Consider the following 24,683-nt stretch of genomic DNA (forward strand, 5'->3'; position numbering starts at 1 on the left):
GAATTCTTTGCAAATTCGATGTTTCGTGACGAGATTTGGATGGTTGGTCTGGTTTCGGGAGAAGGGTGAGTCGGCCTACGCCGTGCACCAGTCTTGCCGGTAGAGCTTGTAGCGCCTGAAACGCTCGCCGCCATAGATGACCTCTCCGTCAGCGTTGAACCCTAGACGTCCGACGACCTTGGTCGGCTGACGTGAGTACGGGAGCGCGATCGTCACCGTGTGAACGTCAAATTCTTCAAAGCCTGTTTCCAGCGCTTTGCGGGTGATCATTTCACCCATACCCCACTGACCCGGCAGCAACACCAGCGCAAAGTCGGCAGAGTCCGCCTCAGCTTCAAACCCGCCCCAACCAGCAAATTCACCATTCACCAAAATTGCCCACGGGCCAAAGCCGTGAATCGCCCACTGCGCGTCCTTGTCCCGCACCCAGTCGGCAGCTTGCTCTGGGGTAAACGCCGTCGCGAGCGGCATATGCCTGCTGTTGCGCGGCTCGTTTAGCAGCGCCGTCACTTGCTCAATCGGTATTTCTGGGAGACGGGTGAAGGTTATGCGCGAGTTCGAGGTCTGCTTCGTCATCTGTGGTGAGGCCTTTGGTCCAAGTGTGCTCACCCTAGGTTAGGCGCTACGGCTTTGGCAGGAGCTGACTACCCACCACACCATCTAGGCTGAGATCACCGTGAGTCACGCAGTGAGGGGCAATGAACTGAACATGGCCAGTCCTGGAGCATCAAAGAAGAGCGACGTCACCGCAGAGCATCTCGCAGCGCTCAACACAGGCAAGGCCGAGGCACGCACCCTCACAGAGGCACTTGTGATTGACCATCCAGCACTGCTGGCCGCCGCCGTCCCCGACGCACCGAGCGAGCTCGTTTTCGCGGCTGAGGCAGCGCAAAGCCTTGGCATCCTCAAGCGCATGACCGCCATCGGTCAGGCATTGCACGAGCATCTGGGGGCGGATCACATTCACGCTCTAACGCAGCATCGGTCGGACACCGTGCGCGGGTGGACGTGCTTCGCAATTGCCGCCGACTCCAGCCACAGTGTGGCCTCGCTCCTGGATGCGGTGAAGCCGCTTGCCGATGACCATCTGTTCACCGTGCGCGAGTGGGTGTGGATGGCAGTCAGGCCACGAATGGCGGAAGAGCTCGAGCTCTCGATTCACGAACTCACGCCATGGACGGGCGAACCGTCAGCGAATCTGCGCCGGTTCGCCAGTGAATCCCTGCGTCCGCGAGGCGTGTGGGCAAAGCACATTGCCGAGTTCAAATCTTCGCCGCAGTTCGGTGAGCCATTGCTTGAGCCGCTGCGCTCAGATCCGCACCGATACGTACAAGATTCCGTCGCGAACTGGATCAACGACGCTGCCAAGGACTCCCCCGAGTGGGCCCGTGCAATCTGCGAACGCTGGAATGCGGAGAGCCCGACAGCAGCCACTGCCTACATTACGAAGCGGGCGTTGCGGTCGTTGAAGTAGCGAGCGGGTTGGGTGCTGCCCGCTGCAACTGCAGCAAAACCGGCCCGCTCTGACAAAAGACCCCTTTCATGCGATGAAAGAGGTCTTTTGTATGAACGCTTCGTTTCGAGGCTTGAGGTCGGAAGCCGGCCGACTACCAGCGTTGAGTCAGTTCGCGCGCTTTACCACGCTGGACTTGAGCTGCATGTTGCCGAAACCGGGAACTCGGGCATCGATGTCGTGACCACCAGCGCCGCCAGCGTTCAGCCGGATGCCCGTCACCTTAGTGCCGACCTTGATGGTGCCGCCACCGCCGCCAGAGACCTTCACGGTTTTGACGAGCGTGACGGTATCGCCGTCCGAGAGCACATTGCCTACGGCGTCACGAATGACGTCTGCTGAAGACTCGTCTGAACCGTGAGCTGCATCAGCGCCAGGATCTGCAGTGGACCACTCGTGACCGCACATCGGGCACACCAGCAGTGCACCCTGTTCGTACGAGTACGACTCTGCACATTCCGGGCACGGAGGCAGGGAGTTAGACATTAAAGCGCCACTCGCAGACGTCGCCGTCCTGCATGATGTATTCCTTGCCCTCCATGCGAGCCTTGCCCTTCGCGCGAGCCTCAGCGATCGAACCGGTCTCTACGAGGTCCTCGAACGAGATGATCTCGCCCTTGATGAAGCCCTTTTCGAAGTCGCCGTGGATGACGCCAGCAGCCTGGGGCGCGGTTGCACCCTTGCGGATGGTCCATGCGCGTGCTTCCTTGGGACCTGCGGTGAGGTAGGTCTGGAGGCCGAGGGTGTCGAAGCCGATGCGCGCGAGCTGGTCGAGACCGCTCTCGGTCTGGCCGGTCGAGGCGAGCAGCTCAGCTGCGTCCTCGGGGTCGAGCTCCATGAGCTCGCTCTCGATCTTTGCATCGAGGAAGATTGCCTGTGCAGGAGCAACCAGCGCAGCAAGCTCATCGAGCTTTGCCTGGTCCTGCAGTACGCCCTCATCAACGTTGAATACGTAAAGGAAGGGCTTTGCGGTGAGCAGACCAAGCTCGCGGATCTCAGCGAGATCAATATCAGTCTGCGACAGCAGCTTGCCGTCGTTGAGCGCAGCCTGAGCTGCCTTTGCGGTCTCAACGACCGAGGCTTCGACCTTCTTGTTCTTGAGTTCCTTCTCAAGACGCAGGAGTGCCTTGTCGACGGTCTGCATGTCGGCGATGATCAGCTCGGTGTTGATCGTCTCCATGTCGCTGGCCGGGTTGACCGAGCCGTCGACGTGCACAACGTCGGGGTCAGAGAAGCCACGCACGACCTGTGCGATTGCGTCTGCCTCGCGGATGTTTGCGAGGAACTGGTTGCCCAGGCCTTCGCCTTCGCTTGCGCCGCGCACGATACCTGCGATGTCAACGAAGCTGACGGGCGCGGGGAGAATTCGCTCACTGCCGAAGATCTCCGCAAGCTTGTCGAGGCGCGGATCCGGCAGGTTCACAACACCTACGTTCGGTTCGATCGTCGCGAACGGATAGTTCGCAGCGAGTGCGTCGTTGTGCGTAAGTGCGTTGAACAGGGTCGACTTGCCCACATTGGGAAGTCCCACGATGCCGATTGTAAGAGCCACGAGAAACGATTCTACCTGGCCAGGAGCCGTTCGACGACCTGGGCAAGGCCGTCTTCATCATTCGTGCCGGTAATTTCGTCTGCGACTGCCTTCACCGCGCCGATCGCGTTGCCCATTGCGACGCCGTGACCGGCCCAGGCGATCATCTCTGCGTCATTGAGTTCGTCACCGAATGCGTACACCTCATCCCGCGCAATTCCGAGGTGATCACACAGTTCGGCCAGACCTGCTGCCTTGGTAATTCCTGCGGCCATCACATCGACGAAGGGTGCGCCAGAGAGGGTGAGTTCGCAGCCGTCGAGGTCGAGATCCGCCACTGCCGCAAAAATCTCTGCGACCGAAAGCGTCGCGTCGCGCATGACGAGCTTGAGCGCGGGTTCACTGGCGATCTCTGCGAGCGTGCCAAGATCCATCTCGGCTGGCGCGCGCTTGTGATCGCTGAAATCTGCGAGCGCGGCATATCCGGGCTGCGCGAGGAATCCATCGCCAGCATCGCGCACTGCCGCAAACACCACTGACGGAATTCGGGCGTGGATCGCCGACACAATCTCAGCCACCACCCGAGCGGGAATCTCGTTGGCAAAGAGCAGCTCGCGCGTCTGCAGGTGGATGCCGAATGCACCGTTCGAGCAGAGCGCCCACTCCTCAAAGCCCGCTTCGCGCGCAATGTCCACGAGGCCGATGGGCTGCCGGGCTGTCACTGGTACGACCGTAATTCCCGCTGCGCGTGCCGCGTCGAGCGCTGCCCGGGTGCGAGCCGAGACGTGGCCCTCACCGTTGAGGAGCGTGTGGTCGAGGTCTGTGGCAATGAGCTTCGGCAGTCTGGTCACGGATCAAGCCTAATGGGCGCACGATTCCAAATGTCAGGGGGCTGTGTCAGACTTTTCGGGTGCCCGTAGATTTCACCGCGATCGATTTTGAGACTGCCAACAGCCACCCGTCTTCGGCTTGTGCCGTGGGTATGGTGCGCGTTCGAGACGGCAAGGTCGTTGATCGGGCGAGCTGGCTGATTGCACCGCCCGCGTCGCACGGTGAGTTCTTGCCGTTCAACATCAAGATTCACGGCATCACCCCGGCGATGGTCGCAGAGGCGCGCGGCTGGGCCGAACAGCTCGACGAGTTGCGTGAGTTCATCGGTGACGACGTCGTGGTCGCGCACAATGCGAGCTTCGACATGGGTGTCATCAAGAGCACGTGCGCCGAGACGGTGACGCCGACTCCTCGCCTGAAGTATCTGTGCAGCGTGCAGGTCTCGCGCCGCACGTACGACATCCCCTCGCACCGGCTTCCCCTCGCCGCCGCTGCGGCCGGGTTCGCAGAGTTTGCCCACCACGAAGCACTCGCCGATGCCGAGGCCTGCGCCGCGATCATCGCTGATGCCGCGGTGCGCCACGAGGTCACCGATGTGGCTGCGCTCGCGAAGAAGGTCGGGCTGCGGCTGACACCGCTGAAGGCGATTCCGCTCAAGCTGTAATTTCCTCCGTCTGGGGCGGCGGATCACCGCTGCGCGCGAGCCTCAACCTTGAAATGTCAGTGGCTCGTGGGAACATGCTTCCATGACAGGTCTCACCATCTCACTGCTCGTACTGCTTGCCCTCGCCATCGGCGTCGGCGGCGGGTTCGTCGTGGGTACGGTCGTGCGTGGGCGTGCTGCGGCTGCTGCGCTTGCAGCCCAGCAGGCCTCCATTGCGCGCGACACTGCTGTGGCCGTGCAGCAGGCAAAGCTTGAGGCCGAGTCCAGTGCGCGCCTGCTGCGCGAAGAACTTGCTGCGTCAGATGCCCGCGTGATGAGTCTCGAAGAGCGGCTGCAAGACATGCAGGAGGACGCGCGCCGTCGCGCGGTCCTTGATCAGGAGGAGCAGCGCGTGCTCCAGCAGCTCGCTCCCCTGCGCGAGTCGGTCGGCAAGCTGGAGCACACCGTCACGACGATGGAACAGCAGCGTGCTGAACAGCACGGTGAGCTTGCCGAGCAGCTGCGCCAGGCCACTCGCGCAGAAGAGAAGCTGCGCGGCACCGCCGAGTCGCTCGCAGCCGCTCTGCGTTCGAACAACACCCGCGGCATCTGGGGAGAGACCCAGCTGCGCCGCATCATCGAAGCCGCTGGCATGCTCGAACGCGTCGACTTCGACGTGCAGCACCGACTTCCCTCTGAACGCGGTGAGCTGCGCCCCGATATGGTCGTGCACTTGCCAGGGGGCAAGGCCATCGCAATCGACTCGAAGGTGCCGTTCGACGCGTACCTCGAGGCGCAGCACATTTCCGAGTCTGGGATTACAGACGACGCAGCGGCGGAAGCCCGTCGCACCGCACTACTCGCGAAGCATTCGAAGGCGCTGCGTGAGCACATCATCGCGCTGAGCGCTCGCGACTACGCGTCGGCGCTGCCCGATTCGCCCGAGTTCGTCATCGCATTCGTCCCGAGTGAGTCGCTCCTGTCGAGCGCCCTCGACACCGACCCGATGCTGCTGGAGTTCGCCTTCGAACGCCGCGTCGCTCTGGCTTCGCCGGTGAGCCTGTGGGCGATCCTGAAGTCGGTTGCGCATAGTTGGCGCCAGGAGTCGCTCACCGCAGAAGCCCGCACGCTCTTCGACCTCAGCCGTGAGCTGCACACTCGCCTCGGCCGTACCGCCTCACACCTCGACAAGCTGGGTCGCACGCTCTCCCGCGGAGTGCAGGACTACAACGCCTACGTCGGCTCCCTCGAACGCCAGGTGTTCCCCACCGCGCGCAAGATTGGCGCCCTCAACGGCGACAAGATTGGCACTGAACCCGCGCAGCTCGAAGACGCGGTGCGCCCGCTGGTCGCCCCCGAGCTTCGCTTCGACGCTGAGCCTGAGCCTGCGTCTGCGTCTGCGTCTGCGTCTGCGTCCGAGCCTGCTGAGACGCTGCCTGGGTTGTAAACGCTCAGGTCCGCGCTGGCGAGCGCGACTGAAGTCAAATGGTTACTCATTGGCTCGAGATTCGTGGCGCATACTGCGCCGCCTTCGAGCGAGAAGGGCGCGGCCAGCGGCCGCACCGACACTTCACAGCCTGAGGGAATCTGACGTGGCGAGGAGCGGTGTTGCTTCCTGCTCGCGCGAGCTTGCGCGTGTCAACAAGGGCAACTTCGCCGAAACAACCCCTTTCACACGAAAAGGCCCCTTTCATACGCATGAAAGGGGCCTTTTCGATAGAAACCCTGGTTTTCGACGGGTTAACGGTCGAAGTAACCAGAAACCCTAGTTTTTACGGGGTTTAACCGCAAAACCAAGGCCGAGGGAGCTTAGTCCCAGCGGGTGGGGTCCATGTCGCTGGTGATGTGGCGGATGGTGCCCGAGTGAGCGCGCATCACGATGCTCTCCGCACGAACGAAGGGACCAACACGCTTCACGCCGCCGATGAACTCAGCGTTGGTGATGCCGGTTGCCACGAAGTAGCAGTTGTCGCTTGAAACGAGGTCGTTTGCCTCGAGCACGCGGTCAAGGTCGTGACCTGCAGCGATCGCTGCCTGGCGCTCTTCCTCGTCCTTGGGTGCGAGACGACCCTGGATCATGCCGCCAAGTGCCTTCACTGCACACGCGGTGATGATGCCCTCGGGGGTGCCGCCGATACCGACGCACATGTCGATGTCCGAGTCCCAGCGAGCTGCGTTCACGCCGCCTGCAACGTCGCCGTCCATGAGGAGGCGGGTACCTGCGCCTGCTGCGCGGATGTCAGCGATGAGCTGCTCGTGGCGGGGACGATCGAGCACTGCAACGCGGATGTCAGAGACGTCAACGCCCTTGACCTCAGCCAGCGCGCGGATGTTCTCGCCAATGGGCTTACGGATGTCGACAACGCCGACGCCCTCGGGGCCACACACGAGCTTGTCCATGTAGAAAACAGCCGAGGGATCGTACATGCTGCCGCGATCCGCCACTGCAATCACCGAGAGTGCGCCGGGGCGGCCCTCTGCGGTGAGGCGGGTGCCATCGATCGGGTCAACTGCGACGTCGCACTCTGCGCCGAAGCCGTTACCAACGACCTCGCCGTTGTAGAGCCAGGGAGCGTCGTCCTTCTCGCCCTCACCGATAACAACGGTGCCCTTCATGTTGACGGTTGCGAGGAAGCGACGCATTGCGTCAACCGCCGCACCATCGGCTGCGTTCTTGTCGCCGCGCCCAATCCAGGGGGTAGCCCGCATCGCTGCGGCCTCCGTTGCGCGTACGAGCTCCATAGCGAGATTGCGGTCCGGCTGCCAATCGCCGAGCGATACAGGTTCATTCATGTCTCTAATCCTACCGCGTAGACTGAGTAAAGATACCGGCCAAGCGCCGGAACCCCTCGACGTCAAGGAGTAGACACATGCCCGTCGCATCACCGGAGCAGTACGCAGCAATGCTCGACGCCGCTAAGAACGGCGGTTTCGCGTTCCCCGCAGTAAACGTTTCCAGCTCGCAGACGCTCAACGCTGCACTGCAGGGTTTTGCTGAGGCAGGCTCGGACGGCATCATTCAGGTGAGCTTCGGCGGCGCTGACTACTTCGCTGGCCACACCGTAAAGAACCGCGTTGGCGGCGCGCTTGCGTTCGCAAAGTACGCAGAAGAGGTTGCAAAGGCGTACGACATCACCGTCGCACTGCACACCGACCACTGCCCCAAGCAGCACCTTGAGAACTTCGTCCTCCCGCTCGTCGCTGCGAGCGAAGAGCGCGTCAAGAACGGAGACGGCCTCCCCTACTTCCAGTCGCACATGTGGGACGGCTCGGCTGTGCCCCTGACTGAGAACCTCGACATTGCGAAGGAGCTGCTCCCCCGCATGGCTGCAGCAAACATCGTGCTCGAGGTTGAGATCGGCGTCGTCGGCGGCGAAGAGGACGGCATCGTTGCTGAGATCAACGACCAGCTCTACACCACCCTCGAAGACGCAGTGGCAACCGTTGAGGCACTCGGCCTCGGCGAGCAGGGCCGCTACCTCACCGCACTCACCTTCGGTAACGTGCACGGCGTGTACAAGCCCGGCGGCGTGAAGCTCCGTCCCTCGCTCCTCAAGGAGATCCAGGACGGCCTGCAGTCGAAGTACGGCACCGGCGAGAAGCCCCTTGACCTCGTGTTCCACGGTGGTTCGGGCTCGTCGGCAGAAGAGATCGCCGAGGCAGTCTCGCACGGTGTCATCAAGATGAACATCGACACCGACACCCAGTACGCGTTCACCCGCCCCGCAGTTGACTTCATCCTGAAGAACTACGACGGCGTGCTGAAGATCGACGGCGAGGTCGGAAACAAGAAGGCGTACGACCCCCGCGCATACGGCCGTCTCTCGGAGTCGGGCATGGCAGCACGCATCGCGCTCGCTGCTGAGCAGCTCGGTTCGGCAGGAAAGTCGATCAGCGCATGACCGACGAGTCCACGACCCCGGTAACCCCCGAACAGGGGGCGGATCAGGCGAAGCCCGCACACCCCGCAACTGCGCGCCCGAAGCCCGAGTTTGGCGAGTACGCGCCTGAGGGTTGGCAGTGGACTCCTCCTGGGGAGGAGAACGCTGCGGCAGCTCCCGCGGGGTCCGTGGACACGGCTACCTCGGCGGCTGGCCCGCTGCCCGGTATCCCGCACAACCTTGGCTCCGGCTCGAACGCTGGTGCGGGCGCTAGTGCACAGCGCCCTGCGGCTGCTCCGCAGCAGCCCGCAGCGCAGGCTCCGCAGGCGCAGCAAGCGCCCGGTGCTCCGTACCGCGCCAACGCACCGCAGCAGCCCGGCCAGCCCGTTGGTCCTCCGCAACCGATCTACCAGACGCAGACGCCCAAGAAGGGTGGTGCAGACAAGGTCTTCACCATCATCCTGCTGGTGCTCGGCGCCATGGGTGCGCTCTTCACCGCGCAGTCCATGCTGGTGTTGCGGTCATCGTTCGCGATGATCGCTGAGGCGCTTGAGGTGTCGAGCTCGGCAGTTCCCGCGTCAATCGGCACGCTCGGTACAGTGAGCGCACTCGTCGTACTCGCGATCTACGCACTGACGCTCATCTTCTCGATCCGCCGCCTACGTGCAAAGAAGGTGACCTTCTGGGTACCGCTCGTCGCTGGCGTTGTGGTGTCGATCGGTTTCTTCATCGCGACCACGATCGCGGTCTCGAGCATGCCCGAGCTGATGACGGCACTGAGCGATCCTGATGCAGTGCAGAAGATGCTCGACTACATGGCGACGAACACGCAGCCATAGTCTCAGCCTTTCGGCATCACAGGGGTGGTGCAGGTTCCCAAAGAACCTGCACCACCCCTGTCTGTGTGTTACCAAGTTCCCGTCAAATGTGACCGGGTGCGTACCCAAGCGATCCGCCGTCATACTCAATTGGCCGCCCGACAGGATGCGCCCGGCGGTCCCGTGCATAGGCTGCGAGCGTGAACAGTAATTCTTCTCCAGTCCAAGCAGCTCGGACGCTCCCACCACGAAGCTTTGTTGCTTTCGCAGCGATTCTGCTGCTTGCGGCGCTCCTTACTGCTTTCACATCCGTGCACTCCGCGCATGCAGCGTACGAGAGCGACCGCCCCGGCGTCTCAAGCCCGACTGGCGGTTCGAATGCGTCTTGGAAGCCCGCGCCAGAACTCCCCCTCATTGCGCAATTCTTCACTCAAGACACAGACGGCTCGCTCTCTGAGATTCGTCTCCAAGTCAATGACTCACTCCCCTACGAGTTCACTTCTGCTGCGCTGCACGACCGAACGGGCGTGGCCGACGCACCTGGCAACCTTGTCGCTGAGGCCACGCTCGATTTCGAGACCGAAGGCGGTGAGACGTGGGCGGTGCTGACGTTTGCTCCACGTCTCGCTGTGACTGCCGGCACCGAGTACGCGATTGTGATTGATCCGCACCTGGTGTCCGATCCAGGGAACACCGTGTCGTTCCCGATTCGCGGGTTCTTGCCGAGCAACAGCCCGTTTGAGGCGTGGCACGAGCGACCAGCTGGTTGGAGCTTCTTCAGCTCTGCCGCGATCGTCATGACCTCAACGCTCGTCGACACGTACGCCGAGACCGCGGCGCCTGCGCTTGAGCAGAACGTCCCCTGCGGGGTGCTGCCCGGTGTGATTCCCGCGGTGAGCGAAGGGGTGCTCTACGCTTCGACGTACGACGACGTCGCGAAGGCGTGGAACGTCACCGCAGAGATCCAGCCCGGCTTCCTCGACGATGGCGCACAGACGCTGAGTTGGTCGGTTCTGGCTGAGGTGGTTCCGTGCGCGCCGAACCCTGATCCTGAGCCGAAGCCCGACCCTGAGCCGAAGCCTGAGGTCGCCCCTCAGCCCGATGGGACGGGAACTGCGCAGAAGCCGGTGACTCAGCAACAGGCCACCGCGCAGCTTGCGAAGACTGGCGCTGACCGCCCGTCAGCTGGCGCGCTCCCGCTCGCTGCGGGCCTCGGTCTCATCACCCTCGCGGCCGCCGCGTTCGGCCTGCGAAAGCTCACGCGAGCGTCTGCATAGATTTCTAGATTCCGGCAGATCGGGTCCCCCGCTTTCCCCCGATCTGGCCGGCGCACAAAAGAAGGCCCGGGCTCTCAGAGCCCGGGCCTTCCTCTATTGATTCGACCGGTTAGCGGCGAACGCGACCGCCGAGGGCGCGAGCGTCCTTGTTGCCGGAAGCATCCTGGCGGAGTTCCTTTGGCAGCGAGAACACGAGGTCTTCCTCAGCCGTCACGACCGCGCGCACGTCGTCGTAGCCGGCATCGCCGAGATCGTCGAGGAGATCCTGCACCAGGCTCTCGGGCACCGAAGCACCACTCGAGACGCCGACCGTGCGAACGCCTTCGAGCCACTCCTGCTTGACCTCGTGCGAGTAGTCAATGAGGTACGCAGCCTTGGCGCCGTACTCGAGAGCGACCTCGACGAGGCGCACCGAGTTCGACGAGTTCTTCGAGCCGACCACGAGCACGAGATCGGCCTGGGGCGCGATCTTCTTGATTGCGACCTGACGGTTCTGCGTTGCGTAGCAAATGTCGTCGCTAGGCGGATCCTGCAGCTTCGGGAACTTCGCGCGCAGGCGGTTCACCGTCTCCATGGTTTCGTCGACCGACAGCGTGGTCTGCGAGAGCCAGACGAGGCGCTCGGGGTCTTTCACCTCGAGGGTGTCAACGTCGTCAGGCGAGTTCACGATCGTGATGTGCTCGGGAGCCTCGCCCGCGGTGCCCTCGACCTCTTCGTGACCGGTGTGACCGATGAGCAGAATCTCGAGATCTTGCTTTGCGAAACGAACCGCCTCGCGGTGCACCTTGGTCACGAGCGGGCAGGTTGCGTCGATCGCGTGGAGACCACGGTCATCAGCCGCCTGCACAACAGCGGGCGATACGCCGTGCGCTGAGAAGACCACGTTTGCACCCTCGGGCACTTCGTGAATCTCGTCGACGAAGATCGCACCCATCTTTTCGAGGGTCTCGACCACGTGAACGTTGTGCACAATCTGCTTGCGCACGTAGACCGGCGCGCCGAAGCGCTCGAGTGCTTTCTCAACGGCGACAACGGCGCGATCCACGCCCGCGCAATACCCGCGCGGAGCCGCAAGTAGCAGCTGCTTGGGGCCGTCTACATCGGTCGCTTTCAGGCGTCCTTCGACGCGGCGCATACGGGGCATTGCCAGGCTGACCACAGGGGCACCGATGGTGCGCTGGTTCACAGCCGGAGAGTCGGCGGATGCAGAAGTCAGAACGTCGCTCATAACCTTAGATACTACGCGGGTATTCTGGGTGTCATGGCCGAAGCAGGAACCACCCCAGCGACCCGTGATGCCCCGTGGCCCGTTGGGCTCATGAGCGAAAAGCTCGCGGGGTGGATCGACCGACTCGGTCAGGTGTGGATCGAAGGCGAGATCACGCAGTGGAACGTGCGTGGCGGCAACGTCTACGGCAAGCTCAAGGACCTCACCCAGGACGCCACGATCAGCTTCAACATCTGGCGTTCGGTGTCTTCGCGCCTCACTGGCGAGTTTGCCCCCGGCGATCGCGTGATCGCGCTCGTCAAGGCGAGCTATTGGGTAAAGGGCGGATCGCTCAGCATGCAGGTCTTCGACCTGTCACACGTTGGCATCGGTGAACTGCTTGAGCGCCTCGAGCGTCTGCGCCGCCAGCTGCAGAGCGAAGGTCTGTTTGACGTGTCACGCAAGCGTCAGCTGCCGTTCCTTCCCGGCAAGATTGGCCTCGTGACCGGCCGCGATTCCGACGCTGAGAAAGATGTCATTCGCAACGCGACACTGCGCTGGCCGGGCGTGCAGTTCAAGGTTCATTACTCGGCGGTGCAGGGCGATCGCGCTGCGGCCGAGGTGACGGCGGGAATTATCGCTTTGGACGCGGATCCCGAAGTCGACGTCATCATCGTCGCGCGCGGCGGTGGCGACTTCCAGAACCTCCTGCCGTTTAGCGACGAGAGCGTCGTGCGCGCGGCCGCGAACGCGCAGACCCCGATCGTGAGTGCGATTGGTCATGAGGCGGATCGTCCCCTCCTCGACGAGGTCGCCGATCTGCGTGCGAGCACCCCGACTGATGCGGCGAAGCGCGTGGTGCCGGATGTGGGCGAAGAGCTCGCCGGCATCGATCAAGCGCGTTCACGCATGACCTCGCGCATCACCCAGCTGCTCTCGCACGAGGCGGATCGCGTGGCACAGCTGCGCGGGCGGCCAGTCTTGGCGACGCCTGAGCGCTTGGTCGACGATCGTTCTGAGGAGCTGGTGCGCTGGATCGCGCGCGGCCAAGAGCTCGTTGAGCGCGGCATCGAAGAGCGCTCGCGCGAGGGCTCGCACCTTGCCGCGCGGCTGGCGGCGCTGTCGCCCCAGGGCACTCTGGCTCGTGGGTACGCGATCGCGCAGGTGGTTGACGCTGCTGGCGTGCCAGGTGCGGTGGTGGCTTCCCCCGAGGATGCACCGGCAGGTGCCGCGCTTCGGGTCACCGTCGCCGGTGGGCGGATCGCTGCAACCTCTGGTGGCGCTGCGTAGTTTTTGCGCGCTGCCCGCTGGCTTCGGGCTGCTTCGGTCTAATGCAGTCTCCTGCCCGACCCCGCGAACCCCGCCAGCCCCGCGAAAAGTGGCGTTTCTCCCGAAACAAGGTGTTTCATGCGCGAGAAAGGGGCCTTTTCGGGAGAAAGGGTGGTTTTCGAGGGGGTAGCCCCACGCTCGCGCCCCAGATCGGCGCCCGCTGAGGTGTACTGAGCACCACTCCGTCCCAAATGTGCGCTGGCTGTAGGAATCTCGTGCGGCCGCAGGCTGCGCCCTCTGAATTGGAGGGCGGCGCAGGATGCGCCACGTTTTCTTATCCTGGTGGATTTCTTTTGGCTGGGGGCATGCAGCTCAGTGCCCCGCACTTCGCTGGCGCGTGGCCATTTGCGCCCTGGCAGCTTGATGGGGCTTTCCTGTGCATCCGCGGCGATTGCAGCTGGGAACGCCCGTTGCCAGCAAAACCCCGCGAGATTGACCGTTTCTGCCGAGAAGCAGGGTTTCTACGCGTAGAAACTGGTGTTCTCGAGAGAAAGGGTCGATCTCGCGGGGTTGAGTTGGTCGAGCGGTCGAGCGGCCGAGGATCTACGCCTGCGGCGTGAGGATCCCTGCGAAGAACTCCGCAACAAGCTCAGGCTTGTCGAGCGGGAGCACCGCCGACACGTACTGGTCGGGGCGCACAATCACGACCGCACCGTCACGCGAGATCTCGCGCAGGTCGAAGATGTCCGTGCCCTCACCGGGGTGTGCAGCGTAGATCTTCTCGTAATCCGTAAGGCCGAACGGGCCCGACGCGGGAAGGAAGAGCTTCGACACCTTCGAGATGTCGACACTGTGGTGCTCCTGCTGGAAGACCGCCTTCACATCGAGCACCGAGTCAATGTCAGCTCCGGCGGGAGTGAACTTGCGCACGGGCGAGGCCTCGTCAGTCAGCATCCACGACGCCCACTGCTCAAGCTGCTCGCCCGACGCATCCGCGAACGCGTAGACGCGGAAGCGGCCGTCGGCGCGGTGGTGGTGTCCGAGGTGAATGTCGACCGCGTCAGAGACACGAGTCGTCATGACCGACTTGAAACGCTTGCCGAGGGGGAAGCCGGCTGCGAGGTGCTGGTGATCCGCCGACCCAGTGGTCATCGGATGCTCGTACTGCGTCATGAAGCCCGCGGGGAACTCGGCGGTGCGGACGTAGAACTCCTCGACCTCCTTGGGCGAACCGAACTCCTCTGGCTTCTTCGCCATGAGTGACGACCACTCGTGATCGAAGTCGATGAGGTTCTTTGCTGCGACCTGGCGCTCTTCCGAGTAGGTCTTGAGGAGCGACTCAGGGCTGAGGCCTGAAAGGACGTAACCGAGCTTCCACGCAAGGTTCCAGCCGTCCTGCATTGAGACGTTCATGCCCTGGCCAGCCTTCGCGCTGTGGGTGTGGCACGCATCGCCCATGAGGAAGACACGGCACTTGCCGTCAGGCGAGGTGGTCTCATCGTCGAAGCGGTCAGTAAGGCGGTGTGCGACCTCATAGACGCTGTGCCATGCAACATTGCGCACGTCGAGCGTGTACGGGTGCAAGATCGCGTTCGCCTGCGCGATGATCTGCTCCAGGCTCGTCTCGCGCACCTTGCCGTGATCGTTCTCGTCGACCTCGCCGAGGTCAACGTAGATGCGGCAGAGGTGGTTGCCCTCACGCGGAATGTGCAGGATGCTGCCCGACTCCGAGTGGATGATGCTCTTCTTGCGGATGTCGGGGAAGTCGGTGACCGCGAGTACGTCCATGACGCCCCAGGCGTGCATGGAAGCGGAGCCCTGCAAGGATCCGCCGATTGAACGACGAACGCTCGAGCGCGCGCCATCGGCACCGATCACATACTTGGCGTGCACGACGCGGGTCTCGCCGTCGTTCGCGTCAGCCGAGCGCTCAGCGTTGAGGCCGGCGCCGGTGTGGCCCGACACCTTACGGAGGGTCACCGCGACCGGGTACTCGCCCTCGCCAACCTCGAGGCCGACGAAGTCCCAGCCGTAATCGACCTCGCCACGGGCGGGTGCCTGGCGGGCGAACTGGGTGAAGTAGTCGATGACGCGCGCCTGGTTCACGATGAGGTGCGGGAACTCGCTGATGCCGGTGGGGTCGTCAGGGGTGACGCCCGTGCGGATGATGTTCGCAGGGTTCGCGGGATCTGGGTTCCAGAACGAGGTCTCGGTGATCTGGTACGCCTCGTGGATGATCTCCTCGGCGAATCCGAACGCCTGGAAGGTCTCAACACTGCGCGCCTGGATGCCGTCTGCCTGGCCGAGCACGAGTCGGCCGTCGCGGCGCTCGACGATGCGGGTCACCACATTCGGGAACTCAGCGAGCTGAGCCGCTGCTGCGACACCGGCGGGGCCGGAGCCAACGATGAGCACGTCGATCTCATCGGGCAGGTCTGTCGGGCGGTCGAGGCCAACGCCTGCTGCGGGGCGTACGCGCGGATCGGTCGACACATAACCGTGGTGGTGGAACTGCATTGTTTCTCCATTTCGTATCGCAAACAGCCTTCGTTTACGATATTGTTCGATTATCGAACAGCGATTCCGATAATCGCACACTCAGCATAAATCTCATTCTGAGATGACACAACTTCTCCGGCAAAGAATCGAGAAATCATGGCAACGACGCCCGCACGCAGCACGTCACCCGACGGCGCACCAGCCCCGACTCAGTCGGAGGCAGCGGCGATGTCACTCACCCTGCTGCGCGGCCTCGAAGCACTCGAACTCCTCGCCGACGCGAAGACCCCGCTCACCATCGCCGAGCTATCTAAGGGCCTCGGCGTGCACCGTTCAAACGCCTATCGCATTCTGCGCACGCTGGAGCATCGCCGATTCGTGGTGCGTGATGATGCTGGGCGGATCCGCCTCGGCCCAAAACTCACCGCCCTGTCGCGCGGTGTCGCGCCCGAACTGCACGCCGCCGCGCTGCCGGTCGTCACCGACGTCGCATACTCACTCGGCATGACGGCCTTCCTCACGGTGCTCGACGCCGACGAGGTGGTCACCCTCGCAACGGTCGAGCCATCGAATGTTGAAGTGTCAATTGCGCGTGATCCTGGCGTGCGACACTCGGTCGATCGCGGCGCCCCTGGCCACGCGATTGAGAGCTCGCTGTCGGCGCCGGAGCGGTTGGCGCTGCTGGGATCCGCCGATTTCAGTGACGACGCGATCGAGGCCCGCAAGGCGGGATACGCGGTGAGCCGTAATGAGGTCGTGAACGGGGTGTCTGGCCTCGCCGTCCCGCTGCGAATCGTGGGCGAGCCGCCGGCTGCCCTCGCGATCGTGCACTTCGCACTTCCAGACGCTGTCGACGAAATTGTAGACACCCTGCATAGCGCCGCAGCAAAAATTACGCAGAACTACCGCTAATCCGGAATTTGCCTCTACACTGAGTTCGTCCAGCTCGGCCAGGTTCATCCCGGCCCGGCCGGGTAAGGTGCGCGAAAAAGGGGCACTGCTGTCACGGCACTGATGCCGCAGACGAGACATACACGGAATCTCTTCGCTCGATTTTTTCGACTCCTAAGGACCTGTGATGTCTTCACCCCTTCAGACGCTGACGCCTACCCTCACGCAGACTCTCGCTCGCGCACTTGCCCAGCACGCGGATCGCAGCTTCGGCCTCATGGGCAACGGCAATGCCCACCTCATCGATCATCTTGGCAAGGCCGGTGTCCCGTACACCGCGGTGCGCCACGAGGCAGCAACCGTAGCCGCAGCCGACGCCTACACCCGTGTAAGCGGCAAGATCGCAATCGCCACCACCACCTACGGCGCCGGATTCACCAATGCCCTCACCGCCCTCGCTGAGGCCGCGCAGGCGCACACCCCAATGCTCGTCGTCGTCGGCGATGAGCCGAGCTCTGGCCCGCGCCCCTGGGACGTCAACCAGACCATGCACGCGACCGCGATCGGCGTGCGCACCTTCACGCTCGGTCTCGCAGATGTCACCGGCACGGTCGATGAGGCTGTCGCCTACGCACTCCAGGCGCAGACACCCGTGATCCTCGCGATTCCGTACGACCTGGTCTCGGCCCCCGCCGAGGCAACGGGCGCGGATCACACAGCCGCAGGCACCGCAGCCGATGCAGGTCTGCCCGCCCTCGACCCCACCGCTGTCGCGCCGGTCGCATCATCCCAGCTCGACGAGGCGGCGCTCGCGCTCACCCAGGCAGCACGCCCCGTCGTGATCGCCGGCCGCGGCGCACACCTCGCTGGCGTCGCACCCCAGCTCGACGCGATCGCGGATCACCTCGGCGCAATCACCTCCACGACGGCCCTCGCCCGCGGACTCTTCGCAGGCCAGGCCACCAACCTCGGCGTCACCGGCGGCTTCGGCCAGATCCAGGCAATGGAGGTCATCGAATCGGCCGACGTGGTGCTCGTCGTTGGCGCGAGCCTCAACCAGTTCACGATGCGCTTCGGCGACCTGTTCGGCGCTGGCACGCGCGTGATCCGCGTTGATGCCGCGGCCGTCCCGGCGCCCAAGACCAACTCCCCCATCGACTACACCCTGCTGCAGGGTGACGCTCGCGAAGTCGTTGCCGAGCTCGGGGCGCGGATCGCGGCCACCCCGCGCACTTCCGCGCCGTGGCGCGACACTGTCACCGGACTCGAACCCGGCGGCGAGCGCCGCCATCGCAACTCGGGCCTCGACGAGCACCCGTCTGGGGTGTGCGCCGATGGGCGACTCGATCCGCGCGCCGTTGCGACGCGCATCGGCGAGCTGCTTCCCGCGGATCGTCACGTCACCTCTGATGGTGGCCACTTCCTCGGCTGGGCAAACATGTACTGGCCCATCGCGTCTCCCGAGCGCATGATCATGGTCGGCACCGCCTACCAGACCATCGGCCTCGGCTTCTCGACGGTCGCAGGCGTCTCGGCGGCCGCCCCCGAGAGCACGACCGTCCTCACGACGGGCGACGGCGGCGGACTCATGGCGCTCGCCGATTTGGAGACCGCGATCCGCACCTCCACCAGCCTCGTGGTTGTCGTGTGGAACGATGGCGCGTACGGCGCCGAGGTGCACCTGTATGGCGTGATGGGTCTCGACCAGGCGCCCATGCTCATCCCCGATGCCAACTTCGCTGGCATGGCCGCCGCACTTGGCGCGACCGGCGTTGTGGTGTCGTCGTTGGCCGATCTCGACGCGCTCCGCGACTGGACCGAGGCTGGAGCGCACGGCACGATCGTGCTCGACTGCCGCGTCTCGCAGTCGGTCGTCGCCGAGTATCAGCGCGAGATTCAGCGCGTGAACGGGCTCGACGTGGAGTAGGTCGTGCCTTGGCTTTGCGGCGCGAGTGCCGCGAACCCCGCCGACCCCGCGAACCCCGCGAAAAGGGGCCTTTCTGTCGAGATCACCCGTTTCATGCGTATGAAACCCTGGTTTTCGAGAGAACGGCCCCTTTTCGCGGGGTTCGCTCACGTGAGGGCCCGTTCTACCCGACCCCGACGGGCCTTGTTTCCACCTGTGCCACACCTCAAAGTGACCTTCCAAGGAACTAGGTGTAGTCTCTCGGCAAGGAAGGTGGGCTTGCCCCATCGCACTGCACAACAATGAGGTGAGTACAGATGCAGATCGCACAGTCGCGGCCAGCGTCGAACGAAGCTGCCCAGGCCACAACGCCGCGGTCGTCACACGAACGCCAGCACCAGCAGGCCGACGACACTAGCGGCGTCGAGCAGTTCAACAGCCTCATCAGCTCATCGTTTGTGCCCCTCAAGATCAGCACCGAACGTGACGAACCGTTCGTTGGCCGCACCTCTGCAGAACACGCAGACGACGTCGTCTTCACCGAGGTCGTCGCACGCCCGCACCTCGTGGAGCGGACCGCCGAAACCATCGCGGCCGGCGGCAGCGGGTACTACAAGGTCAGCCTCATGCTGTCCGGTTCAAGCATTCTCGTGCAGGACGGACGCGAGATCGTCCTGCGTGCCGGTGATCTCTCGGTCTATGACACCTCGCGCCCATACTCGCTGCTGTTCGACCAAGACTTCCGGAACCTCATCATGATGTTCCCGAAAGATCGACTCGAGCTCCCCATTCCCTTCACCGAGCAGCTCACCGCTACTTCGCTGAACGCCGAGAATCGTGGTCTTGCCCCGGTGGTCACCGCGTTCCTGTCGCAGTTCCCCACCCAGCTGTCTCCGCTCGACGAGCGCCTGCGCGCTAAGCTCGCGCACACAAGCCTCGATCTGATGAGCACGCTGTTCTCGAGCATCCTTGATGCTGACCCCGCGCAGCGCGATCCGCACCAGGTCATGCTCCAGAAAATCACGAGCTACATCGAACTCCACCTCGGTTCTCCTACCCTGTCGCCCGGATCGATTGCCGGTGCCCACTTCATTTCCACGCGCCACCTGCACGCACTGTTCAAGCAGTCGGGGACGACGGTGTCGACGTGGATCCGCGAGCGCCGTCTCGAGCGCTGCCGTACCGACTTGCTCGATCCCGTATTGGCGGATCGCACTGTCTCGGCAATCGCCAGCCGCTGGGGCTTCCCCGACGCTGCGCACTTCAGCCGGGTGTTTAAGTCCGCGTATGGGGTAGCGCCAAGCGAGTTCCGCCACCTGTAGTCCAGGCGGATCCGCCGCACTCGCAGGCGGTTGCCGTACATATGCGATCCGCCGTCGATATGCCAGATCAGGACCCAAACAGCATATTGACGGCCGATTGCATATCTACGGCAAATGATCCCGCGATATGTTAAGTTCTACGCATGGAGAATTTAGTTCTTCGCACAGCCTCCCAATGTTGGGAGCAGCCACGATCTTGGAGCCGCTGATGTCTCACCCCACCGCAGATTTGATCCTCACGAATGGGCGGATCTACACCGCCAACACCGCGCAGCCGTGGGCAGAGGCCATCGCGATCACGGCGGGCCGGGTGCTGGCAGTCGGATCCGCCACAGAGATCGCCGGCTACGCAACCAGCCAGACCGAGGTTCGTGAGCTCGACGGTGCATTCGTCATGCCCGGCCTGGTCGACGTCCACAATCACCACTTCCTCGCGGGCAAGACCGACCTGTACGAGCTGGCGATTCCGGTGGGGGCAACGCTCGACGACATCATTGCGGCTGTGCGCGAGTATGCGTCGACTGTGCCAGCCGACGCCTGGATCACCGGTGGGCCGTGGGCGAGCGACCGACTCGACGCCGTCAACTCCCGTGACGCGCTCGAACGACTTGATGAGGCAGCGAGCGGCCGCCCGGTCTCGCTCGCGGACGATTCGCTCCACAACCGCTGGGCGAACACCCGCGCGATGGAACTTGCCGGCATCGATGCCGCCCAGCCGGGGGTGCTGTGCGATGGTGCCGACCCGACTGGCGTCCTGCTCGAGGCCGCGGCATTGCCTGTGTCCCTCGCAGCCGAAGCACAGGGTGCACTCACGGCCGCGCAAGAGCGCGAGGCATCGCGCCGCGGCATCGAGATTCTCAGTTCCTTCGGGGTGACGGCGTTCCAGGACGCTGGCGTCTCAACGCACATCCTGGAGGCCCTGCGCACGCTCGATGCAGCGTCCGAGCTCAATGCCTGGGTCGTGAGCTCGATGCTCGTGAATGATGAGATTTTCGGGTATTCGGAGATTGGTGATGACCTGGTGTTTGCGGGTGAACGGTTCCGAACCGAACATCACCGCCCGGATTTTGTGAAGATCTTCCTCGATGGTGTGCCGCCGACGCGCACCGGTGCTTTCCTTGAGCCGTACCTCCCGGATGACGCGCATGGCGCCCACTTCCACGGCGAGACGCTACTGTCGCACGACGAACTCGGTGACTGGTTGCGACGGGTGGCTGAGGCTGGCCTGTCGGCAAAGATCCACTGCACGGGTGACGCCTCGGTGCACACGGTCCTGAACGTCGTCGAGGAACTCCGCAACGAAGGCATCACCAATACGACCTATCACGTGGCGCACGGCCAGTTCGTGCACCCTGATGACATTCCCCGCTTCGCGAGGCTCGGCGTCGTCGCCGATATCTCCCCGTTCATTTGGGTCCCCGGGCCGATCGCCGAGGCAATCAGCGAGGTACTCCCCCGCGAACGCGCGACCCAGATGCAGCCCAACCGCTCGCTGTTCAATGCGGGAGCGATTGTGGCTGGCGGATCCGACTGGCCCGTTTCCCCTTCGCCAAACGCGTGGGAAGGTATCCACGGCTTGGTCACCCGCGAGGATCCGACGGGTGCCTACCCCGGCACGCTCTGGCCTGAGCAGGCGATCACGCTGGACGAGGCGATCCGCGCATTCACGATCAATGGCGCGACCGCCATGGGGCTCGATGCCGAGACCGGCTCGCTCGAGGTCGGAAAGTCGGCAGACTTCGTGCTCCTCGACCGCGATCCGTTTGCGCAGCCCGAGCGCGAGCTCGTGCAGACCAAGGTTCGGGAGACGTGGTTTGCCGGGCGGAAGGTGTTTGCGGCGTAGATCCCTCCTACGCAGCCACACCAAGACGCGAGGCAGCCAGACGGTTCAGCGATACAGCCTGCTCTGCCGCTTCTAACGCGAGAGCACGATGCTGCTCTGGGGGAATGCGAATGAGGAATCGGCCGGAATATGAGCGTTCTCCGATTGGCACCGGTGGAGTTTCGCCGCTTTCAGTCATGTCAACAAGCACACTTTCCACGAGCCGCCGAATACCCACAAAGGCCTCAATCTGGGCAGTATCCAGCCAGGAAAGACTTGGGAACTCTGCAACACTTCCAATGAACTCTTGATCTTCGGAAGACCATCGAACCCGATACGTGTAGTGCTCTGCGTTGCTCATTTCTCCTCCTCAGAAATCCTGGTGATTGCGTGAAGCACCTGCCTCACCTGATACGCCTTAGCCAAACCATTCTTGCTTTGAATATTCACGCGCGGGTCACCGGACCAAGGAACCCGATATACCCGATGCGAAGTTCCGGTTTGCCGCGGCAAACCGAAATAGTAGTCACAAACCTTTGCGAGATCTGCGAATCTCAGGGCATGAGGCGCCACCTTCATGTGTTCAAGAATCTTGTCAATGCTCGGCATGAACTAGTGATATCACTATTGATACCTTAACAGGCAAGCCCGTGATGTGCACTGGCGTTCAGATCGATGCATTTTCCTCTGATTCGTGTCGACCGCCAGGCCAGCAACCTGAACGGCCAACGTCAACATCGCTGGCCAACGGTGGCTAGTCTGGAGTCATAGCTCTGACTCACCTGTCTAGCTCCCGACTCCACGGTGCACGTACCCGAAACCGGGCTCGTGCACCGGCGTACGCAAGGATCATCCATGACTCAGTCCCCGATGCGGCGCCGAATTACACGTATTTCGGCACAGGCTCGCTCGGCGGTGTACGCGACCCTCAGCGCACTGTTCTCACACCCGGCTCCGTATCGCACGGCGAATCTGCCATCGTCACAGCGTGAACCGCGTCGTTCACACACGGCTGCCACTGTCTTTTGGGCTGTCACCGCTGCTCTGGCCGTGTTTGTGATTGTTGCCGCGTTCGTAGGCTTCGGCTTGGTCACCCTCATCGTTCTCGTCATTGCTGCAATCGTTCTTGCTGGTTCGATGCTCGCGGTGCGCCGCGCGAACCGCGCCTGGCGTACCGCTTCTGATGCGCATTTTGCCACCGGAACGAACGAGCTCCGGGCTCACAAGCCGCAGTTCCTCGTGCACTTCGACGGCTCGCGTGAAGCGGTCTACCAGCTCGAGATGTGGCTGCCGTATTTGGCGCAGATTGCGCTCCCCTACGCCGTGATTGTTCGCCGCGCCGAGTCCTTCGATTGTGTCGCCAGCGCGGTGCAGGGCGCACCCGTGCTGCTCGCGGAAGATGCACTCGACGCTGAACAGCTCCTTGTCTCCTCGGCAACGAGCGTCTTTTACGTGAACCTCGCTGACCGCAATAACCAGATCACCCGCTTCGAACATCTGCAGCACATCCAGCTCGGCCACGGTGACAGCGATAAGGGTTCGAGTGCCACGCGCACCTTCCGCCTGTTCGACCGCGTGTATCTCGCTGGCCAGGCCGGTGTCGATCGATTCGCAGAGCATGGCGTGCGGATCGACCAGAACGCCATCGCGATCGTCGGTCGCCCGCAGGTGTCCGGCATCGAGCAGAGCGATCAGCCTGTCTCCAGCAAGCAGCAACCGACATTGCTCTACGCCCCGACCTGGCGCGGAGATTTCGAGGCAACTTCGCACACCTCACTCCCCTACGCGGCTGACCTCATCAGTCTGGCGCTGGAACATGGCTGTCGCGTTGTCTTCCGCCCACATCCGTACACCTGGCGGTACCCATCGACTGCCGATGCAGCTGCAGAGATTGACCGTCGCCTCAGCGAGCACGCAGCCACCACTGGAACCGACCACGTCTTCGGCCGCCGTGCCACGCACGAACTCTCGATCAAAGAGTGCTTCAACCTCAGCGATGCGATGATCTCTGACGTTTCGGCAGTCCTCTCGGACTACCTCTACTCAGGCAAGCCCCTCGGAGTTTTCATCCCGACAACCAGCGCTGGCGTGCAGAATGAGGACGGCTGCTACCTCTTCACGGAGGACGCTTCGTCCTGGGCCGCGCAGCTGGTCCGCCTGCTGAAGAGCGACCCCCTTCGCGGTGCGCGGATCGCGCTGCGCGATCACCGCCTCGGGAACGCTGCTGTCGCGCCACCAGAGCGGCTCTTTGTTGAAACCGCACGTGGGGATGTGCTTTCTACCAATGCTTAGGCGCTTTGCATACTTGCCACTTTGACTTGGAAATTCGGCCCGGACTTACTCAATAAAATGAGAGCCGTACGTAATGCCCTTCTTCATAGATAAGTGAACTCGCATGGCAATCAAAGTAACGATGCCTGAGGCGCTCATGCATGAGCTCTACGATCGCAACATCCTTCCGAAGTTCAAAGCGCCCGTCACGATCGAAGAAAACGTCGGGATCTACGGCGGAGCGTACAAAGGCTTCCGGGCGGCCTCAAAAGCCAGGGGTTTGCTACAGTTGGCGCCTTTACGTACAGTTTTTCGGCTCTGCCGGAGCCACTAACCGTTGGTCGATACTGCTCCATTTCCACAGGTCTACGCTTCTTAGATTCGGCTCACCCGCTCGACACCTTGACGACTTCGGCAGCGATGTTCCGGCCAAATAATCATCTGTTTGCACGTACCGTCACACCGGCTACCCGAGAATTCGCGAAGGGTTTTTCTGTACAACCGGGCTCGTACCCCCAGATCGGTCATGACGTTTGGATCGGAGCGAACGTAACCCTGTCTGCGGGAATTACAATTGGCACTGGTGCAGTGATTGCTTCAGGCGCCCTTGTCACCAAGGATGTAGCTCCCTATGAAATTGTGGGAGGCAATCCGGCAAAGCCAATTCGAAAGCGCTTCTCCGATTCCATGGTTGAAGATCTCCTCGCGTCGAAGTGGTGGGAGTACGAACCGTCGCAGCTATTCACAGAAGATCCGCGCGACCTGTCTGCCGTTTTGGCGCGCATTGAGCGCGGCGAACTCGACCCCTACGTTCCCCGAACAATCACGCTAGGCGCCTAGCCGAGAGCTGTGCGACGCACCTCCTAGTCCACGCCACTGCAATATAGGCGAATCGGCAGGCTCAGGGCCTCGGATTTGTCTCCTGGGCGATTGATTCCAGGGGCAACCTGAGAAATGAGAGGAGCGCTATCCACGGCAAAAGCTATGGACAGCGCACCTCTC

The 24,683-nt window shown here is 63.0% G+C and carries 21 protein-coding genes; 13 read left to right on the top strand and 8 right to left on the bottom strand.

Annotated elements, in window-relative coordinates:
- Positions 1-75: 75 nt before the first annotated feature.
- On the bottom strand, positions 76-576 hold the full coding sequence (locus tag ICM05_RS01600; protein ID WP_215401718.1) for a GNAT family N-acetyltransferase: 501 nt from the start codon (positions 574-576) through the stop codon (positions 76-78).
- Positions 577-709: 133 nt separating this feature from the next.
- Between ICM05_RS01600 and ICM05_RS01605 the strand changes: the two genes are divergently transcribed.
- Positions 710-1,474: a DNA alkylation repair protein gene (locus tag ICM05_RS01605; RefSeq protein WP_188022797.1), complete on the top strand. Its 765-nt coding sequence runs from the start codon at positions 710-712 to the stop codon at positions 1,472-1,474.
- A 147-nt stretch (positions 1,475-1,621) separates the two neighbouring features.
- On the opposite strand, the gene ICM05_RS01610 is transcribed toward ICM05_RS01605, so the two are convergent.
- Genes ICM05_RS01610 through ICM05_RS01620 form a run of 3 tightly spaced genes read right to left on the bottom strand, consistent with a single transcriptional unit; the run spans position 1,622 to position 3,895 of the window.
- Positions 1,622-1,999: a zinc ribbon domain-containing protein YjdM gene (locus ICM05_RS01610; RefSeq protein WP_188022798.1), complete on the bottom strand. Its 378-nt coding sequence runs from the start codon at positions 1,997-1,999 to the stop codon at positions 1,622-1,624.
- Positions 1,992-3,065, bottom strand: coding sequence for a redox-regulated ATPase YchF (ychF, locus tag ICM05_RS01615; RefSeq protein ID WP_188022799.1), 1,074 nt, complete (start codon positions 3,063-3,065; stop codon positions 1,992-1,994). Before ychF ends, ICM05_RS01610 begins: the two co-directional genes overlap by 8 nt.
- 11 nt (positions 3,066-3,076) lie before the next feature.
- Positions 3,077-3,895: a Cof-type HAD-IIB family hydrolase gene (locus ICM05_RS01620; protein WP_188022800.1), complete on the bottom strand. Its 819-nt coding sequence runs from the start codon at positions 3,893-3,895 to the stop codon at positions 3,077-3,079.
- Between the two features lie 59 nt (positions 3,896-3,954).
- Here ICM05_RS01620 and ICM05_RS01625 point away from each other — a divergent pair, with 59 nt between their 5' ends.
- Together ICM05_RS01625 and ICM05_RS01630 are read left to right on the top strand one after the other, a co-directional pair.
- A complete protein-coding gene (locus ICM05_RS01625; protein WP_188022801.1) occupies positions 3,955-4,539 on the top strand; it encodes a 3'-5' exonuclease in 585 nt (194 codons plus the stop codon).
- Between the two features lie 82 nt (positions 4,540-4,621).
- Positions 4,622-5,965: a DNA recombination protein RmuC gene (locus ICM05_RS01630; RefSeq protein WP_188022802.1), complete on the top strand. Its 1,344-nt coding sequence runs from the start codon at positions 4,622-4,624 to the stop codon at positions 5,963-5,965.
- Between the two features lie 362 nt (positions 5,966-6,327).
- Here the strand turns inward: ICM05_RS01630 and glpX are convergent, their stop codons facing one another.
- The gene (gene glpX, locus ICM05_RS01635) at positions 6,328-7,311 is read right to left on the bottom strand and encodes a class II fructose-bisphosphatase (RefSeq protein WP_188022803.1); all 984 of its coding nucleotides are present in this window, start codon (positions 7,309-7,311) and stop codon (positions 6,328-6,330) included.
- A gap of 77 nt (positions 7,312-7,388) precedes the next feature.
- Here glpX and fbaA point away from each other — a divergent pair, with 77 nt between their 5' ends.
- The 3 genes from fbaA (at position 7,389) to ICM05_RS01650 (ending at position 10,494) form a co-directional block, all read left to right on the top strand.
- A complete protein-coding gene (gene fbaA / locus ICM05_RS01640; protein ID WP_188022804.1) occupies positions 7,389-8,420 on the top strand; it encodes a class II fructose-bisphosphate aldolase in 1,032 nt (343 codons plus the stop codon).
- Positions 8,417-9,238 carry a DUF6264 family protein gene (locus ICM05_RS01645; RefSeq protein WP_188022805.1) on the top strand — a complete coding sequence of 274 codons (822 nt, stop codon included), beginning with the start codon at positions 8,417-8,419 and terminating at the stop codon, positions 9,236-9,238. The genes fbaA and ICM05_RS01645 overlap by 4 nt, the downstream gene beginning before the upstream one ends.
- A 179-nt stretch (positions 9,239-9,417) precedes the next feature.
- Complete coding sequence (locus ICM05_RS01650; RefSeq protein ID WP_188022806.1) at positions 9,418-10,494, top strand: hypothetical protein; 1,077 nt, start codon at positions 9,418-9,420, stop codon at positions 10,492-10,494.
- A gap of 109 nt (positions 10,495-10,603) precedes the next feature.
- Here ICM05_RS01650 and ICM05_RS01655 read toward each other — a convergent pair whose 3' ends face one another.
- Positions 10,604-11,638: a 4-hydroxy-3-methylbut-2-enyl diphosphate reductase gene (locus ICM05_RS01655; protein ID WP_251364457.1), complete on the bottom strand. Its 1,035-nt coding sequence runs from the start codon at positions 11,636-11,638 to the stop codon at positions 10,604-10,606.
- A 117-nt stretch (positions 11,639-11,755) separates the two neighbouring features.
- Here ICM05_RS01655 and xseA point away from each other — a divergent pair, with 117 nt between their 5' ends.
- Positions 11,756-12,991 carry an exodeoxyribonuclease VII large subunit gene (xseA, locus tag ICM05_RS01660; RefSeq protein ID WP_188022808.1) on the top strand — a complete coding sequence of 412 codons (1,236 nt, stop codon included), beginning with the start codon at positions 11,756-11,758 and terminating at the stop codon, positions 12,989-12,991.
- Between the two features lie 582 nt (positions 12,992-13,573).
- Here the strand turns inward: xseA and ICM05_RS01665 are convergent.
- Positions 13,574-15,487, bottom strand: a complete 1,914-nt coding sequence (locus ICM05_RS01665) for an FAD-dependent monooxygenase (protein ID WP_188022809.1) — start codon at positions 15,485-15,487, stop codon at positions 13,574-13,576.
- A 138-nt stretch (positions 15,488-15,625) separates the two neighbouring features.
- Here ICM05_RS01665 and ICM05_RS01670 point away from each other — a divergent pair, with 138 nt between their 5' ends.
- The 4 genes from ICM05_RS01670 to ICM05_RS01685 all read left to right on the top strand — a co-directional run bounded on the left by ICM05_RS01670 (position 15,626) and on the right by ICM05_RS01685 (position 21,431).
- Positions 15,626-16,381 (top strand): IclR family transcriptional regulator, encoded by a 756-nt coding sequence (locus ICM05_RS01670; protein WP_188022810.1) that lies wholly within the window; start codon positions 15,626-15,628, stop codon positions 16,379-16,381.
- A 166-nt stretch (positions 16,382-16,547) separates the two neighbouring features.
- Positions 16,548-18,287 (top strand): thiamine pyrophosphate-binding protein, encoded by a 1,740-nt coding sequence (locus tag ICM05_RS01675; RefSeq protein WP_188022811.1) that lies wholly within the window; start codon positions 16,548-16,550, stop codon positions 18,285-18,287.
- A gap of 296 nt (positions 18,288-18,583) precedes the next feature.
- Positions 18,584-19,588 carry a helix-turn-helix domain-containing protein gene (locus tag ICM05_RS01680; protein WP_188022812.1) on the top strand — a complete coding sequence of 335 codons (1,005 nt, stop codon included), beginning with the start codon at positions 18,584-18,586 and terminating at the stop codon, positions 19,586-19,588.
- 208 nt (positions 19,589-19,796) lie between these two features.
- Positions 19,797-21,431 carry an amidohydrolase gene (locus ICM05_RS01685; RefSeq protein WP_188022813.1) on the top strand — a complete coding sequence of 545 codons (1,635 nt, stop codon included), beginning with the start codon at positions 19,797-19,799 and terminating at the stop codon, positions 21,429-21,431.
- A 7-nt stretch (positions 21,432-21,438) separates the two neighbouring features.
- On the opposite strand, the gene ICM05_RS01690 is transcribed toward ICM05_RS01685, so the two are convergent.
- Positions 21,439-21,771: a type II toxin-antitoxin system HicB family antitoxin gene (locus ICM05_RS01690; RefSeq protein ID WP_188022814.1), complete on the bottom strand. Its 333-nt coding sequence runs from the start codon at positions 21,769-21,771 to the stop codon at positions 21,439-21,441.
- 494 nt (positions 21,772-22,265) lie between these two features.
- Between ICM05_RS01690 and ICM05_RS01695 the strand changes: the two genes are divergently transcribed.
- Positions 22,266-23,702: a CDP-glycerol glycerophosphotransferase family protein gene (locus ICM05_RS01695; protein ID WP_188022815.1), complete on the top strand. Its 1,437-nt coding sequence runs from the start codon at positions 22,266-22,268 to the stop codon at positions 23,700-23,702.
- 399 nt (positions 23,703-24,101) lie between these two features.
- Positions 24,102-24,521 (top strand): CatB-related O-acetyltransferase, encoded by a 420-nt coding sequence (locus tag ICM05_RS01700; RefSeq protein WP_215401727.1) that lies wholly within the window; start codon positions 24,102-24,104, stop codon positions 24,519-24,521.
- Positions 24,522-24,683 lie beyond the last annotated feature (162 nt).

The organism is Leucobacter sp. cx-42 (assembly GCF_014529985.1).
In the GTDB taxonomy this organism is placed as follows: Bacteria; Actinomycetota; Actinomycetes; order Actinomycetales; family Microbacteriaceae; genus Leucobacter.

Coding starts and splice junctions, on each gene's coding strand:
- ICM05_RS01600 (WP_215401718.1), bottom strand. CDS start 576: ATGACGAAGCAGACCTCGAACTCGCGCATAACCTTCACCCGTCTCCCA.
- ICM05_RS01695 (WP_188022815.1), top strand. CDS start 22,266: ATGACTCAGTCCCCGATGCGGCGCCGAATTACACGTATTTCGGCACAG.
- ICM05_RS01605 (WP_188022797.1), top strand. CDS start 710: ATGGCCAGTCCTGGAGCATCAAAGAAGAGCGACGTCACCGCAGAGCAT.
- fbaA (WP_188022804.1), top strand. CDS start 7,389: ATGCCCGTCGCATCACCGGAGCAGTACGCAGCAATGCTCGACGCCGCT.
- ICM05_RS01675 (WP_188022811.1), top strand. CDS start 16,548: ATGTCTTCACCCCTTCAGACGCTGACGCCTACCCTCACGCAGACTCTC.
- ICM05_RS01610 (WP_188022798.1), bottom strand. CDS start 1,999: ATGTCTAACTCCCTGCCTCCGTGCCCGGAATGTGCAGAGTCGTACTCG.
- ICM05_RS01685 (WP_188022813.1), top strand. CDS start 19,797: ATGTCTCACCCCACCGCAGATTTGATCCTCACGAATGGGCGGATCTAC.
- ICM05_RS01645 (WP_188022805.1), top strand. CDS start 8,417: ATGACCGACGAGTCCACGACCCCGGTAACCCCCGAACAGGGGGCGGAT.
- ICM05_RS01665 (WP_188022809.1), bottom strand. CDS start 15,487: ATGCAGTTCCACCACCACGGTTATGTGTCGACCGATCCGCGCGTACGC.
- glpX (WP_188022803.1), bottom strand. CDS start 7,311: ATGAATGAACCTGTATCGCTCGGCGATTGGCAGCCGGACCGCAATCTC.
- ICM05_RS01700 (WP_215401727.1), top strand. CDS start 24,102: ATGTTCCGGCCAAATAATCATCTGTTTGCACGTACCGTCACACCGGCT.
- xseA (WP_188022808.1), top strand. CDS start 11,756: ATGGCCGAAGCAGGAACCACCCCAGCGACCCGTGATGCCCCGTGGCCC.
- ICM05_RS01655 (WP_251364457.1), bottom strand. CDS start 11,638: ATGCCCCGTATGCGCCGCGTCGAAGGACGCCTGAAAGCGACCGATGTA.
- ICM05_RS01630 (WP_188022802.1), top strand. CDS start 4,622: ATGACAGGTCTCACCATCTCACTGCTCGTACTGCTTGCCCTCGCCATC.
- ICM05_RS01670 (WP_188022810.1), top strand. CDS start 15,626: ATGGCAACGACGCCCGCACGCAGCACGTCACCCGACGGCGCACCAGCC.
- ICM05_RS01690 (WP_188022814.1), bottom strand. CDS start 21,771: ATGAGCAACGCAGAGCACTACACGTATCGGGTTCGATGGTCTTCCGAA.
- ICM05_RS01680 (WP_188022812.1), top strand. CDS start 18,584: ATGCAGATCGCACAGTCGCGGCCAGCGTCGAACGAAGCTGCCCAGGCC.